This window comes from Xylanibacillus composti, from assembly GCF_018403685.1.
Lineage (GTDB): Bacteria > Bacillota > Bacilli > Paenibacillales > K13 > Xylanibacillus > Xylanibacillus composti.
The window spans coordinates 61238-75706 of the sequence record NZ_BOVK01000018.1 but is presented as its reverse complement, the minus strand read 5'-3'; the positions used below and the strand labels follow the sequence as shown (position 1 = coordinate 75706).

Below are 14469 nucleotides of genomic sequence, written 5' to 3'. Positions count from 1 at the left end.
GCAATACGCGTGCTCAGAAACATTTGCCAAGGACTTCAGCATCATATTTGGCCCGCGCTGGAAGACACTAAACCCAAACAGTGGAGGTGAATGATGGTGCAAAGCGATTGGTACCAAAAGCTGAACGACTATTTCCCGGCACACGAAATGAAACACCCCGAGCAGCTGGAGGCACTGGTAAAGACACATCCGAACTACCACAAAGAGGAGACCGATGAATATATCGTGCTCTACGCGGAATTCCCCACCTTCGTCTTTATCGATTATTTGCTCGTCACATCCCGGCAGCGGGGGAAGGGCATTGGCACCCAAGTGCTTGACAAGCTGAAGCAGAAGAAGAAGCTGATTATTCTGGAAGCGGAGCCGCTTGACGAGGAGGACAAAGATACGCAGCGGCGCATGAAATTTTATCTCCGGAACGGCTTCCGCAAGGCAGACCGCATCGTGTATACCCGACAGGATGACGACGGCGAGACTTATGAAATGAAGGTGCTGTACTGGCCGCCATTCGAGGAAAACCAGAAGGTGATCATGGACAAAATGAAAAAGGCATGCCGAGAAATCCACAATTTCCGCGCTGATCGGTACTACGGCCGGCCGCTCGCAGACCCCGACGAGTCACTCCGTCTGAAATCTTGATTGCTCCATACACCGTTTTCAATAAAAAAGAGCTGTCTCCCAGTCATTCCATGACTTTCGAGACAGCCTCTGTACAACCAACTTCTTAACTAGGCGACATCAGGGAAACCTTCGACTCCTCCGCATGGGCCAGCTCCCGCGGCACGCGCTTGGACACCCCGGATTGGACCGCCGCTTCCATGACAGCTTCTCTGACTCGCGCCACTACCTTCTCGTTAAAGATGCTCGGGATAATGTAGTGTTCATTCAGCTCGTCCTCCGTCACGATCGACGCGATGGCCTTCGCTGCAGCAAGCTTCATTTCCTCATTGATGCAGCTGGCTCGGCAATCCAGCGCCCCGCGGAATATCCCGGGGAAACAAAGGACATTATTAATTTGGTTCGGATAATCGCTCCGCCCGGTTGCGAGCACACGCACGAGCGGTTCGGCAATTTCCGGATCAATCTCCGGCTCTGGATTCGCCATCGCGAATACGATCGGATCGGCAGCCATCTGCTGAATATCTTCGGCGGTCAGCACGCCCGGACCGGAAACGCCGATAAACACATCCGCCCCCTTCAGCACCTCGCTCAGGCTTCCTGTGCGGCGCTCGGGATTGGTGATCGAGGCAATGCGGTCCAAGGTCGGATGGTCGTAATGCACATCCGCGCTTAAAGCGCCGCAGCGATCCACGGCGATCACGTTCCGCACACCGGCAGCCAGCAGCATCTGAATGCAGGCTGCTCCCGCAGCGCCAACTCCGCACACAACCACATGAATGTGCTCCACGGTCTTTTGCACCAGCTTCAGCGCATTCAGCAAGCCGGCAAGAATGACGATAGATGTGCCGTGCTGATCATCATGGAAGACAGGGATATCCAGTTCCGCCTGCAGCCTGCGCTCGATTTCAAAGCATCTGGGCGAGCTGATATCCTCCAGATTGATCCCGCCGAAGGACGGCGATATCGCCTTGACAATCTGAATAATTTCTTCGGTATCCTTCGTCTGAAGGCAGACGGGGAAAGCGTTCACATCGGCCAGCTGCCGAAAGAGCATAGCCTTGCCCTCCATTACGGGCATGGCCGCTTCCGGACCGATATCCCCCAATCCGAGAACGGCCGTTCCATCGGTAACTACGGCAACCAGGTTTCGTTTGGCTGTGAGCGTATAGGCCTTGCTGGGGTCCTCGTGGATTGCCATGCATACTCTCGCGACGCCCGGCGTATACACCCGCGACAGGTCCTCACGGTTTTTGATAGGCGCTTTGGGCGTCACTTGAATTTTGCCGCCCAAGTGCGCGAGAAAGGTGCTGTCCGAGGCATGGATAATCCGAATCCCCTGCATGGATTGAATCGAATCCTCAAGCTGCTTGTAGCGATCCACGTTCAACTGCACCGTAATATCGCGTACCGTCTTGGCTTTTCCTGCTTGGATCACATCGACCGCCATAACATCCCCGCCAATGCGGCTGACGGCTGTGACCACATCTCCGAACGTCACCTGGCTTTTGTCAATTTCCACCCGGAATATGACATTGGTACTAATCGACAAGCTGATCCCTTCTTTCCAACTATAAGTTCGTTTTTATCATGCGCCGATTCCGGATCAGAAAAACCCTTGAGAATTCAAGGGGCCTTTCCGCATACACCTATTGTTCCTCCGTATGCTCCGTATCATGTCCCTACTCTGCTAGACCAACTCGCAAAACCGCTCTGCTCGCGGGATGTCTTGCCCGCCTTTCTCATAGCTCTCATTTACAATTAGGGACCGATGCTGGGCATTATTATTGCTTTCCGGGATTATAAGGCTTGGCTTGGCTTTTCCGATTCAACCATATCCTGGCTGTCCCCTTCAGCGGTAGTGCGGCTGCCGGCGCAAGACTCATTGGTCTGGTTCCTATCGATTTTACGCTCGATGCCTGGAGCAAGACGCTGGAGAGCGGAAACTTCCTGAAATCGCTGTGGAAGTTTGTCCGTACTGCGCTTGGCACAATCATCATCATGACCTGCCTGACGCTTGCCGCTTACGCTCGATATAAGGAAGAGACAGCTTTCGAGAGGCGGACATTCTACATTTATTATCTCATCTTCATCATGCTACCCCGAGGAACTAGCCAATATGAACGAACGCACGGGCACCCATACGTATATCCGCTTGCATGCCTATGAGAAGTTCCACCCATACGAATAAAGGAAGAAATTGGTCTTGTTGTGGCTGAAGCGGTCGTTGGCAAGGAAATAGCGGAAAAAAGCGGACTTTTTCTCAACCGGACAGCTTGAACAAAGACGAAAATGCCCGAATAAAGCCAATAAATTCCGCTGTACGCACACGATTCCCCAGTGATTGCACGATAGAAACCTTTTTTCCCGCTATTCGCACGCTTCCCACTCGACTCCCACTCGGACTCGCGCTCGAATGGCGCACCAATAGCGCCCATTCTGCACTTGGTTCGCGCTCCTTCCGCGTGTGCTGGCGCAGCAGGCTGAATTGCTCGGCTATCCCTTGTCGCTTCCCCATTCAGCGTCGGCAAGCATAGCTCCACTTGATCCAACTGCGGTAAACCGGATCGTCCCAATCACATGTACCAAACTTGACCTGTTCGTACAATCCTTTCTAAGGCGTCTCCATTGCAAGGGGTGGCAAACAATCTGGCATGACCCGCCCGATGCATCGACCTGAAGCTTCTTAACTCCACACCTCTGCCAGGTTCACGCCGTATCCGCTTCTTCCCTGAACAGCTTCTTCCTCTTCCAGCCACCGTAACGATAATAGGCGCTGGCGATCAGGCTGCTGACAACGAGACTGATTCCCATGCCGATCGCAATGCCGTGACTTCCCCAAAGCGCAGCGCACAAATACGTGAGCGGGAAGCGGAGAATCCAGAAGGATGTCAAATTCAGCGCCAGCACCGGATACATGGCTCCCGAAGCGCGAACGATCCCGTTCAGTATAAAGTTAATGCCGAGAAACGGGTAAAACCAGCAGATGATGCGCAAATAGTCAGTGCCGAAACGAACGGCATCCGGCTCTTGAATGAACAGCGATACGGCCCACTCCGCAGCAAAAAAAAATGACCACCGCGATAGCCAGCATCAAGAACAGGTTGTAAAGGACGCCGTACCGGGCAATTCGGGAAACGCGTTCCCAGCGGCGTATGCCGATATTTTGCCCGGCCATGCTGTTCACAGCCGTCCCCAGCGCCTGCGCCGGCAGCATGATGACGCTGTCCAACCGCTGCGCCGCGCTGAAGCCCGCGACAACCTGCTCGCCGAAGGAGGTCACGACACTCATAATGGCAGCTGCCCCCGCAGAAATGACGGCCATCTGCAAGCCTGCAGGTATGCCAAGCCTCAGAATAAGCGCGATCTCCTCTCTGGCAGGCAGGCGCGGCCATGTAAAGGGCGCGAGCCTTTTGGACAGCACGACAAAAAGGCCGTAAAGAAAGGCCAGACCCTGAGAGACAATGGTCGCTGCAGCCGCGCCTTGAACCCCCCAACCGAAACCAGCGATGAACAACGGGTCAAGCATCGCATTCAGCACGACAGCAGCCATGACGAAATGCAGTGGCGTCCGGCTGTCGCCGAGCGAGCGCATCACCGTACCGATAAAGTTGTAACCGAACAGAAACAAGATGCCAAGACAGTTAATCTGCAAATACACTCTGGCGTCGTGCAGCATATCCGCCGGTGTGCCGAGCAGCCGCAGCAAACTGTCAGCCGACACATAGCCAAGCAAACCGAGCGCAGCAGACAGGAGCGTCATCAGCACGACGAACGCGTTCAAGTACCGGGCCAAGCCGGACTCATCCTTTTTCCCCTTTTGCTGGGACAGAATTGTGAGCGCTGCATTGTTCAGACCGATGATAAAGGAAAGAATGGTAAAAATCACTACACTCGACACGGCGACAGCTCCGAGCGCCGAAGCGCCGATCAGGTTGCCCACCCAGAGGCTGTCGACGAATTGGTAAGAGACTTGTAGCAGATTGGTCGCCATAATCGGCAAGGAAAAGACGACCAGCTGTCTCCAAAGCCCGCCTTGCGTAAAATCATGCTGTTTCATCCTATGCTCCCCTGTACGTTCTGCGAAATAAGGAAGGCTCCCTCCGTGACAGAGCGAGCCATTCTTCTCTTATGATACCCCTTGCGAGATGGTTTTCCAAGCAGGAGACGCATTCGCCGCCAAGCCTAACGGGAATTAGGCCACATTGTCACCCCTGTTGATACTCATAGGAAATAGGATCGGTGCGCTTGGATTTGTTCTGACATTGTGGAGAACCATTCCCTTTCATCTTCAAACCGGACACCATTGTTCCGCAAATCAAGGCAACAAGCAAAATCCAAGGCTTGGTTCTCACTAGCGACCGTTTTTTATGTCCATCTCCTCGGCCGCTTCCAATCAACCTTGCGCCGCTGCTGACTTTGCCGTTGGGAAATGCAACATAAACGACATGGATGACCGTTATAGGGCATATGGAGCGTTTTTTCACATTGTGCCGGACGCGGATGTCCGTTAGCGCTGAATGGACCGGTCAAAACGATGCTTTTTGGCCTCTAATGGACATGAGCGACCGTTAGAAAATCGAAAGTACGTTTTTTCCGCTCTATCGGACATGGATGACCGTTACAGATTCAACCAGCTAGTGCGGTCATCTATCTGCTCGCACCTCCGCTATCTTTCTGCCCGACTCTAGCCGCTTTTTTTAGCAGATATGTAGCAGATAAGCAGCAACAAATTCCCCCACAAATAATACATCATTTCAGTCAATATGCTCTTTGAACAACTGATCACAAACGATGTAAGGCTTAAAATTCAGATCGAAAATCGAATGGCACACTCATCGCATGACCCACTCCACGATATCTTCCAGAGCTTGGCGCGATTTCGGGCGGGGTTCGTTGACGCGGTACCCGAAGGCTGCCATGCACGATACGCCGAAATGCTCAGCATCCAGGACGCCTTCCTCCTGCAGCAGCTGCTCCAGCTTCTCGCGGTGAAAGCCTTCGATCGGACACGAATCAATGCCAATTAGCGCGGCGGCCGTCATCATGTTGCCCAGCGCAATGTACGTTTGCTTGCAGGCCCAATCGAACATGGCCCGCTCACTCTCGGTCAGCTTGAAATCCGACTCCTGAAATTCCTTGTACATGCCGCCAAGCGCTGTGACAGTATCTTCCGGAATGCGATGCACATTCCGCATCATATGCTGGACATGCGCGGAGTTGTACAGCAAGTCATTCTGCTTTCGAGCCAGCAGGATAACAAAGTGGCTCGCTGTAGGCAGCTGCCCCTGCGCCCCCCAGGACACAGCTCGAATCTTCTCCCGCAATTCCGGGCTTTGCACAACGACGAACCGCCACGGCTCCAGCCCGACCGAGCTCGGTGACAGCCTGCCTGTTTCGAGAATGAAGGCAAAATCATCTTCTGAAATCTTGCGGTCCGGATCAAATTCCTTGCATGCATGACGAAAATGAAAGGCATCCAAAATTTCCTGCTTCTTGCCGGCTGCAATGTTGACCTCGCTCATCACATTCATCCTTCCTCCGTATGGTTTCTTCTTCAGGAGTCCCTCTCAGATTTCCAACTCCTTACTGTAATCCTATCGAATACAGTTGCCGATTGCAATCCTCCGCTATGCCTGCATCCAACGTCCTCTATTGCTCCCAAAAAAAGAATAGACGATTCCTTTCCGTTGAAGTAGTCTATAGATAAGATGCACCCGCAGGACGGACAATCATGATAAAAAAACGACTAGCATTGCGGCCCGTTGATGCCGAGGCTAGTCGTTTCTTGATTTGCTGCCGTCAAGTCCGAGAAAGGAGCTGGTTGTCTGTGACTCCCTTTACCGAGCGCGTAATCGCGATCATTCAAGGCATACCCGAAGGCGCTGTCATGACCTATGGACAAATTGCCGCGCTGGCCGGGAACCATAGAGCGGCTCGGCAAGTGGTCCGCATCTTGCACTCCTCAAGCCGGGCTTACGCGCTGCCCTGGCATCGCGTGGTCAATGCGCGGGGCGAGATTGCGCTTCGGGAGGATGCTGCGCGCAATGAACAAGCTTCCTATCTGGAAGCGGAAGGCGTGGCTGTTGATGGCAGGGGAAGGATCGATTTGGAGAAGTATCTCTTCACCCCTGATGACTCGTTCGGCTGAAACCCCCGGTATATCTGCACACACGCTGGACGGGCAACCCTGTTCGCACAAGTACAATTGTTGAAGCGGCTTCAGCCATCGTGCCTATCGCTTGCATGTCGGGCAAGCAGCTGAATCGTTGTATCATCCATCGGCGGATTGTGCAGGCCTGCCCGGACATCGCGATAATAGCGCTGCAGCGGATTGGCCGCCGACAGGCTGCGGGCGCCGACCACGCGCATTGCCAGATCGACAACGTGGATCGCTGTGTTCGTCACCTTCAGCTTCACCGCGCCTAAAGCAGGCGACAGCCGCTCGCGTTCGTCGTCGGAGCTTTCATCCCACCTGCGGGCCACCTCGTACAAGAAGGTGCGGACGCTCATCAGCTCCAGCTCCATCTCGCCGATCTTCTGCTGTACGTTCGGCAGGTCAATGATGCTGCCCTCAATGCTATTCGGCGAATAGGACTTCGCGAATGACACTGCATACGATTGGGCTGCTTGGGCAATGCCCATATAGCAGGCCGGAATATGCAGCAGCCAGCCGTTCGCCCGACGCGATCCTTTGTCAAAGCGCTCTACCAGATAATGCTTCGGAATCCGCACCTTATCCAATACCAGATCATGGCTGCCGCTGCCCCGCATGGCGATGCTGTCCCAGGTTTCCTCTATATGCAAGCCAGCGACCTTCCTCGGCACAAGAAAGCCCGCCTTGTCGTCGCTGTCCGCGATTGCCGCGCTCACGATAAAGTAATCCAGAACCGGAGACATGGTGGTGAACGTCTTCCTTCCGCTGATGATCCACTCGCCCCCTTCCAGCTTTGCGGTTGTCTGGGGCTTGCCGCCCCGCGTAGGACTTCCGGTCTGCCGCTCGGTCGATGCGCCATTCAGCAGAGCGCCGTTCAGCACCTCTCCGCAAATATGCGCGAACAGCCCCTCCTCCCACATTTTCTTTTCCGCCAAGTTTTTCATAATGCCCATATGCCAGCCTATCGAAAGAGAGGTCGAGCCGTCCCCCTCCGCGATCTTCTCTTGGAGCCGCACCATCTCATATAGCGAGATATCCTGACCGCCGTATTCCGCCGGAACCGTCAGTGAGGTGTAGCCCGATTGCTTCAAGTCTTCGATGTTCTCATAGACAAAGCGGTTTTCCTCATCGGCTGCAGACGCCCTTTCAGCGAACCTTCGCGCAAGCTCATCCATCATAGCCAGCTTGTCGTCAAGGGCGGGCAAGTCTTGAAATTTCATATCCATCCCTCCAAGTTTATACTAATACATCGTTCCCCAACTCGGACGGTTCCGCGCTATCTCCATAAAAATACCATCAATTCTTTTTCCACTCCCTTATAAATCACTCCAATTTCGTCCATATTGTTATTGATAAAAAAGGAGGCAAGGATTGACATGAACGAGAGCCATGAACCGACCAGCCAGCCGGAGAGTACCGATACGCTCACCAATCGTCAAGGTCACCCCGTCACGGACAACCAGAACGTCCGGACGGTAGGCAACCGTGGCCCTACCACGCTGGAAAATTACGACTTCCTGGAGAAGATCAGTCACTTCGACCGAGAGCGCATCCCCGAACGGGTCGTGCACGCGCGCGGCGCGGGCGCTCACGGTTATTTCGAAGCTTACGGTACGGTTGGCGATGAACCGATCTCCAAGTATACCCGTGCCAAGCTGTTCCAGGAGAAAGGCAAGCGCACCCCGGTATTTGCACGGTTTTCGACTGTGACTCATGCATCGGGATCGCCCGAGACGCTGCGCGATCCGCGGGGATTCGCCCTTAAGTTTTATACAGAGGACGGCAACTGGGACCTGGTTGGCAACAACCTGAAGGTGTTCTTCATCCGGGACCCGCTGAAATTCCCGGATTTGATTCATGCCTTCAAGCCGGACCCGGTTACCAATGTGCAGGACGGCGAGCGCATCTTCGATTTCATCTCGCAGTCGCCGGAAGCGATGCACATGATCACCTTCCTGTTTTCGCCATGGGGCATCCCCGCCAATTACCGGCACATGCAAGGGTCGGGCGTGCATGCGTACCGATGGGTGAATGAGGAAGGCAAGGCGGTGCTGGTCAAATATCACTTTGAACCGAAGCAGGGAATCAAAAACTTGACGCAGCAAGAGGCCGAGTACATCCAAGGCAAAAATTTCAACGTGGCCACTCAGGACTTGTACGAGGCTATCGAACGGGGAGACTACCCGGAGTGGGAAATGTACGTCCAGATCATGAGCGATGAAGAGCATCCGGAGCTGGACTTCGACCCGCTGGACCCGACCAAGCTGTGGTACAAGGAAGACTATCCTTGGCTGCCTGTCGGCAAGCTCGTGCTTAACCGGAACCCTGCCGATTACTTCGCAGAGGTCGAGCAGGCGGCGTTCGGCACCGGCGTGCTGGTAGATGGACTCGACTTCTCGGACGACAAGCTGCTTCAGGGCCGGACGTTCTCCTATTCGGACACCCAGCGCTATCGCGTTGGCACGAACTACTTGCAACTGCCGATTAACGCGCCGAAGAAACCCGTCGCCACGAATCAGCGCGGCGGGCAGATGGAGTATCGGGTGGACAAGGGCGAGCATCAGAACCCGCACGTCAATTACGAGCCATCCATCATCGGCGGGCTAAAAGAAGCGACGCAGGCAGGCAAGCCCCATACCCCCTATGTTCAGGGAGAAGTGAAGCGGGAGGCAATCGACCGCACGAACAATTTCGGCCAGGCTGGCGAGACATACCGCCGGTTTCATGATTGGGAGCGGGATGAGTTAATCCGCAATCTGGTCAATACGCTGAAGCCATGCCGCAAGGAAATTCAGGAGCGCATGATCGAGCTGTGCACAGCCTGCGATGCCGATTACGGCAAGCGGTTGGCGGAAGGCTTGCGCGCCGGGAACGGTGCAGAAATGGACGACACGCATCGCGGTCCGATCGGCTCGACCGAGTCTGAATCCGCTGTGCGGCAGGCAGAGCAGATGGGCCATCCCTCCGATCCCTACTAATCTTGCCAAACATAGGGCAGGCAAGTCCATCCTGCGGATGGTTCATGCCTGCCCTTCCTGTTGTCCCAGACTAGCCCGCAGCTGCTGATAGCATGTCTCTGTCCGCTCGTGCGGACGCACACCGAGTTCAGACGCCAGAAGCGCCGAGAACTCCTCATAGTGCTGACGCAGTGCGTGACTGTCTCCCAGATAGGCATACGCCTCCATCATGGCCCGGCACAGTTCATCCGAGTAGGGCTCCTTCTGCTGAAGCGGCAGCAGCCTGCTCAGTGCCAATCGAGCCCGCCCTGTGTGAGTCTCATACTTTGCCGTGGCAATCACCGCCTGGGTGTAGAGCTGAACCAACTGGTCTCGCTTGGGCTTCGCCCAACCGTAATCATGCTCCTCCAAGTAATCCCCTTTGTATAGGGCGATCATGCGCTCGCAAGCTCCGCGCTCCTGCTCGCTGTTAACGGATTTGACCAGCGAAGCCAGTTGCAGAAATTCATCCACATCCGTCTGCCGACTGTCCAGGTTCAGGCGATAGCTGCCCAAGGAAAAGTCCAGGGATGACCCGGGAAACCCGTCTCGGATCAGCTTGCGGCTTTGCGAAACAGAGGTATGCAGATACGTCATCGCCTTCTCCGGATCTTGCTCCGGCCACAAGGTTTCCAGCAAATAGTCCTTGTCCATCCAGCTTCCCTTGTGATGAAGCAGAAGCGCAAACAATTCGCGCGCCTTAGCTGTACGCCATTTCACCGGAAGGCGCACGTTATCCCCTTCCCTGTACACGACCAAGCGTTTGAAGCACTGGATCACGGGCTCCTCCAAAGCTTGATCTGCAGCCTGCCGCACAGGCGTCCGCTGCGCCTCGGCCACAATGCGATCGATCGACTTGAACAGCCTTGAAGGCTGCACCGGCTTAAGTAAATAGTCCAGCGCGTGAACCTCGAAAGCTTCAACAGCATATTCCGCATAAGCCGTCACATAGACAATGCTTACAGCCGAATCAATGGTCAGTATGCATGCTGCCGCCTCCAGGCCATTCATTTCCGGCATGCCGATATCCAGGAAAACAACTGCAGGCCGGTCAGCGGCTTGCCTCATGTACTCCAGCCCCTCTTTCACCGTTGTGAAGGCTGCACTTACATGGATCCGCCCATCAGCTGCCAACAAGCGCTCCAAGTGTTGCAATGCCGGCTTTTCATCGTCAATCAATATCGCTTTCATGCGGACCTTCCCTCCAGCCTTTCTCTATTGGCGGCCGACGACCGGCCTTGGGCAGGGAAAACTGGACACTTGTTCCCCGCTCCTCGCTGCTGGTAATATGCAACCCGGTACTGTTCAACGCCAACAAACGCTTCTGAATATTTTTCAAGCCAACACTGCGGCCGGAGCCATGTTCAAATTGCACCTGCCGAACCAGTTCCTTCCGCATGCCGATCCCGTTATCCTCTACGCACACGTGGACCTCATCCTCCGACTCTTTAACGGAGACTTTCACCCTGCCCCCCGCTGCGCGTTTCATCAAACCGTGCACGATGGCATTCTTCACGATCGGCTGAATGGAAAGCGGCGGGATCAGAACCCACTGGCTGCTGCCCACCTCCAGCTCGAAATCAAGCCGTTCTTCGAACCTCGCTTTTTCCAGGGACAAGTATGCTTCCACCAGCTCCATTTCCTTTTCCAGCCGAATCAGTTGGTCCGTATTGTGGAAGGCAAAGCTGCTGCGCAAAAACCGGCTGAGATCCACAAGCAGCTCCATGGCCTTGTCCGGATGAACCGGACAGAACGAAATGATGGTATTCAGAGCATTGTAAAGAAAATGCGGCTTGATCTGCGCTTGCAGGAATGCCATTTGCGACCGCAGCGAAGCTTGTGCGGACCGACGCATGTCCAATAAGGTCTTGACGCGCGCCCGCAGCTCATCCGCATCGACCGGCTTGCTCAAATAGTCATTGACGCCGGCATGGAACGCGGTCTGTATATCCGCAGGACGGTTCTTCGCCGTCAGCAGCAGTACGGGGAGCTCTGACAAGGAGAAACGTTCTCTAATCCTCTCGCAAAGAGCAAGTCCCGACACATCCGGCATCATCCAATCGGCGATGACCAAATCAAGCGAAGGACCGGCTTCCGAGAGTGCCAGCCACGCTTCTTCGGCACTGGCAGTCGCTGTAGTGCGGATGCCGTCCAGAGAAAGCAAATTGACCAGCACCTGTACATTGACCGGATCATCGTCGACAAGAAGCACATGCGCTGGCTCTCCTTCCCGTTCTTCCTTCGGGGGATTGGCGATGAACGGGGCTGCCCCCGTATCGTCGGCAAGCAAAGGCGCCTTCTCCATAACCGCTTCCTCGGCTTCGACAGGCTCCGCTGCCGCTACCGGTATTGTGAAATGAAAGGCAGCGCCCTTGCCCAGCTCGGACTCCACCCAAATCTTCCCGCCGTTCAACTCGACGAGCTGCTTGGCAATGCTGAGCCCCAGACCTGTACCCTCATATTCGCGGAGTCCTGCACCGCTCGAACCGCTCTGGTCATAGGCCTGAAAAATCTGCTCCTGCTTATCGCGCGCAATGCCGATGCCAGTATCGGTCACGGAGACGCGGACGAACGCTCCCTCGTGCTCCGCCTGCAGGTGAATCGTTCCTCGTTCTGTGAATTTCACGGCATTCCCGAGCAGATTGAACAAAATCTGCCGGAGCCGATTTTCGTCCGCCTGCACCAAGGGCAGCCCGTTCGGCCAATCCTGAACCAAACGGACCTCCTTCCTCGTCTGCAGCAGCGCCACTACATCCACCACGGACTGGGCAACCGACGGCAAATGCACAGCTTGCCGATGCAGGATGAGCTCCCCATGCTTAAGCTTGGAGAAATCAAGAATATCCTCAACCAACAACGCCAACCGCCTGCCTGTAGAGGCCACCAGGGACAATTGCGCTGCCTGCGCTGCCGATACCGGTCCGGCCGCCCCCTGCTGCAAGGAGTAAGCCATATTGATAATGCCGTGCAGAGGCGTTCGAAGCTCGTGGGAAGTCTTGGCAAGAAACTCATCTTTAAGTCCGTCCAATGTGAGCAGACGCTGCGACAGCTCCTCCGATTCCTTCGTGGTTTCTGCGAAGCGCTTCGCGTGCAGTAGCGCCTGCGCTGCTACGAAGAAAAACATTTCGAAGGGAATGAGCGCCGCGAATTGGGGCCTGCCCAGCAAGCTCATCATATGAAGCACAATGATAACGATGATGCTCAGTACGCTGACCGATGTAAGAAAGACATGACTTTGGCGGGTTCCCAGACGAGGCAGCATGCGCATGATCACATACCCGATTACCAGCAGGCCGCAGGTGATCACCATTCCTTCCCAGCTAGAGAATGTGAGCGTCGGCACCGCAATTCCGATTCCAATGAATGCCACGGTCGACAGCCGGACAAGGAGGAGCACCGGCCTATGTACCGCCCCCGGCAAGGCCAAATCAATGTAGCGCAACAAAAAATAATAGATCAGCGCCGAGGAAATCCACTGCATGCGGATGACCAAGCCGTAATCCAAGGAAGGAATCAGGAGATCGATGAGCTTCTCTCCATGGGTCAATACATATATAACTGCCCCAAAACTGAACATCCCCAAAAACAGGAGCGATCGTTCTTCTCTCCGAAGCCGGTATAGCGCAAGGAAGTAGCCTGCCGGGATGACCAGGCTGGCTACGGTCAGCACATCAGCGTATACAGCCCTTTCTCTGCTGTTCTGAATCGCCTTCGCTTCCCCGAACTGAAGCGTACCGATCATGCCGCCCGTACTGTATATGTAGTTGGACACCTGTACGATGATTTCCGCGTAATCGTCGTTTATCGGAACAAAGCCCGTGTAGGGAATGTTGCCCTGAAGCTTGCCGTTCGGTTCTGTGTCCGGCATACCGCTGGAGCCCGCCTCATGGCCGTTGACAAAAATCCGATTGGCCATGCGGATATTCGTCGTATGAACGCCGTATACAGCTTCTTTCGCCTCAGGAAGCATAACCCTCAGCCGAAATGTCCCGTACCCGGTTCCTTCGCCAGCCTCATTTAGATAACGATTCCAGGCTCCAGGCACGGTCACCAGCATCCCGTTGGCTGGTGCTGCCCGACCGCTGTCCGGGGCTGGTTCGAAATCTTCCGGCATCAACAGCTGGCCGCTGTAAAACTCCCACTCCCCATCGAGTCGTACTGTTCCAGCATGCAACTGCGAACTTCTTAAGTCCATCCAGCCGCTTTGCGCTTGGGGCTGCCTTACGTGGTCTTGATGAATGTAAATGAAGCCGAATATAGGAAAGACCACCATCATCATAGCCAGCAGCATATTGACTACATTTCGCTTCTCCATAGTTCCCTCTCTATGTCGTCTGAATCTTTGAAGTATAACCGATATTCCTCTGCATGCCTATCTCTATTTTTCAGAGAAAAGGCCTCCGCAATCGCCTGGGCGACCATGGAGGCCTCTTGGTGCATGCCTGTAATCTATTTGCTCGACTTAATCTCATGGTCCTGCGATGCTTCATGACTGTCCTTCGGCGCCCAATGGCGGGCAGGCACATCCGGCCAGATTGGCAATATTCGCCGTGTATATTCAGCTTGTTGTTTAGGCTACAGCCTCCTTCCTTTCCCGCCTAGAACTAGGACTTTCTGATCACTATAACAACGCTTTCTAAACCGATTCTGAACGGCTCCTGCACCTTCCCCGGCGGTTCCGACGCGCCTTCGATGCAT

10 protein-coding genes and 1 pseudogene are annotated in these 14469 nt (G+C 54.8%); 4 read left to right on the top strand and 7 right to left on the bottom strand.

Annotated elements, in window-relative coordinates; translation table 11 throughout:
- Nucleotides 1-93 precede the first annotated feature (93 nt).
- Nucleotides 94-639, top strand: coding sequence for a GNAT family N-acetyltransferase (locus XYCOK13_RS08000; RefSeq protein ID WP_213411486.1), 546 nt, complete (start codon nucleotides 94-96; stop codon nucleotides 637-639).
- An 85-nt stretch (nucleotides 640-724) separates the two neighbouring features.
- Here the strand turns inward: XYCOK13_RS08000 and XYCOK13_RS07995 are convergent, their stop codons facing one another.
- Nucleotides 725-2176 carry an NAD-dependent malic enzyme gene (locus XYCOK13_RS07995; RefSeq protein WP_280520886.1) on the bottom strand — a complete coding sequence of 484 codons (1452 nt, stop codon included), beginning with the start codon at nucleotides 2174-2176 and terminating at the stop codon, nucleotides 725-727.
- A 251-nt stretch (nucleotides 2177-2427) separates the two neighbouring features.
- Between XYCOK13_RS07995 and XYCOK13_RS07990 the strand changes: the two genes are divergently transcribed.
- Nucleotides 2428-2787, top strand: a complete 360-nt coding sequence (locus tag XYCOK13_RS07990; protein WP_213411484.1) for an ABC transporter permease family protein — start codon at nucleotides 2428-2430, stop codon at nucleotides 2785-2787.
- Nucleotides 2788-2881: 94 nt separating this feature from the next.
- Here the strand turns inward: XYCOK13_RS07990 and XYCOK13_RS07985 are convergent, their stop codons facing one another.
- From XYCOK13_RS07985 to XYCOK13_RS07975, 3 genes and pseudogenes are all read right to left on the bottom strand, one after another.
- Nucleotides 2882-3136 carry a hypothetical protein gene (locus XYCOK13_RS07985; protein ID WP_213411482.1) on the bottom strand — a complete coding sequence of 85 codons (255 nt, stop codon included), beginning with the start codon at nucleotides 3134-3136 and terminating at the stop codon, nucleotides 2882-2884.
- Between the two features lie 191 nt (nucleotides 3137-3327).
- Nucleotides 3328-4678: pseudogene (locus XYCOK13_RS07980) on the bottom strand (MATE family efflux transporter).
- A gap of 775 nt (nucleotides 4679-5453) precedes the next feature.
- Entirely contained in the window at nucleotides 5454-6143 is a 690-nt protein-coding gene (locus XYCOK13_RS07975) for an NAD(P)H-dependent oxidoreductase (RefSeq protein ID WP_373314355.1), read from the bottom strand.
- A gap of 305 nt (nucleotides 6144-6448) precedes the next feature.
- On the opposite strand from XYCOK13_RS07975, the gene XYCOK13_RS07970 reads away from it, so the two are divergent.
- On the top strand, nucleotides 6449-6769 hold the full coding sequence (locus XYCOK13_RS07970; RefSeq protein WP_213411478.1) for an MGMT family protein: 321 nt from the start codon (nucleotides 6449-6451) through the stop codon (nucleotides 6767-6769).
- Between the two features lie 71 nt (nucleotides 6770-6840).
- Here the strand turns inward: XYCOK13_RS07970 and XYCOK13_RS07965 are convergent, their stop codons facing one another.
- Nucleotides 6841-7995 carry an acyl-CoA dehydrogenase family protein gene (locus XYCOK13_RS07965; protein ID WP_213411476.1) on the bottom strand — a complete coding sequence of 385 codons (1155 nt, stop codon included), beginning with the start codon at nucleotides 7993-7995 and terminating at the stop codon, nucleotides 6841-6843.
- 156 nt (nucleotides 7996-8151) lie between these two features.
- Here XYCOK13_RS07965 and katX point away from each other — a divergent pair, with 156 nt between their 5' ends.
- Nucleotides 8152-9753 (top strand): catalase KatX, encoded by a 1602-nt coding sequence (gene katX, locus XYCOK13_RS07960; RefSeq protein WP_213411474.1) that lies wholly within the window; start codon nucleotides 8152-8154, stop codon nucleotides 9751-9753.
- A 42-nt stretch (nucleotides 9754-9795) separates the two neighbouring features.
- Here katX and XYCOK13_RS07955 read toward each other — a convergent pair whose 3' ends face one another.
- Complete coding sequence (locus XYCOK13_RS07955; RefSeq protein ID WP_213411472.1) at nucleotides 9796-10962, bottom strand: response regulator; 1167 nt, start codon at nucleotides 10960-10962, stop codon at nucleotides 9796-9798.
- On the bottom strand, nucleotides 10943-14086 hold the full coding sequence (locus tag XYCOK13_RS07950) for a hybrid sensor histidine kinase/response regulator (RefSeq protein ID WP_213411470.1): 3144 nt from the start codon (nucleotides 14084-14086) through the stop codon (nucleotides 10943-10945). Before XYCOK13_RS07950 ends, XYCOK13_RS07955 begins: the two co-directional genes overlap by 20 nt.
- Nucleotides 14087-14469 lie beyond the last annotated feature (383 nt).

Excerpts from the sequence above, each read along its gene's own strand:
- XYCOK13_RS07985 (WP_213411482.1), bottom strand. The coding sequence starts at position 3,136 with ATGGGGAAGCGACAAGGGATAGCCGAGCAATTCAGCCTGCTGCGCCAG.
- XYCOK13_RS08000 (WP_213411486.1), top strand. The coding sequence starts at position 94 with ATGGTGCAAAGCGATTGGTACCAAAAGCTGAACGACTATTTCCCGGCA.
- XYCOK13_RS07965 (WP_213411476.1), bottom strand. The coding sequence starts at position 7,995 with ATGAAATTTCAAGACTTGCCCGCCCTTGACGACAAGCTGGCTATGATG.
- XYCOK13_RS07950 (WP_213411470.1), bottom strand. The coding sequence starts at position 14,086 with ATGGAGAAGCGAAATGTAGTCAATATGCTGCTGGCTATGATGATGGTG.
- katX (WP_213411474.1), top strand. The coding sequence starts at position 8,152 with ATGAACGAGAGCCATGAACCGACCAGCCAGCCGGAGAGTACCGATACG.
- XYCOK13_RS07975 (WP_373314355.1), bottom strand. The coding sequence starts at position 6,143 with ATGAGCGAGGTCAACATTGCAGCCGGCAAGAAGCAGGAAATTTTGGAT.
- XYCOK13_RS07955 (WP_213411472.1), bottom strand. The coding sequence starts at position 10,962 with ATGAAAGCGATATTGATTGACGATGAAAAGCCGGCATTGCAACACTTG.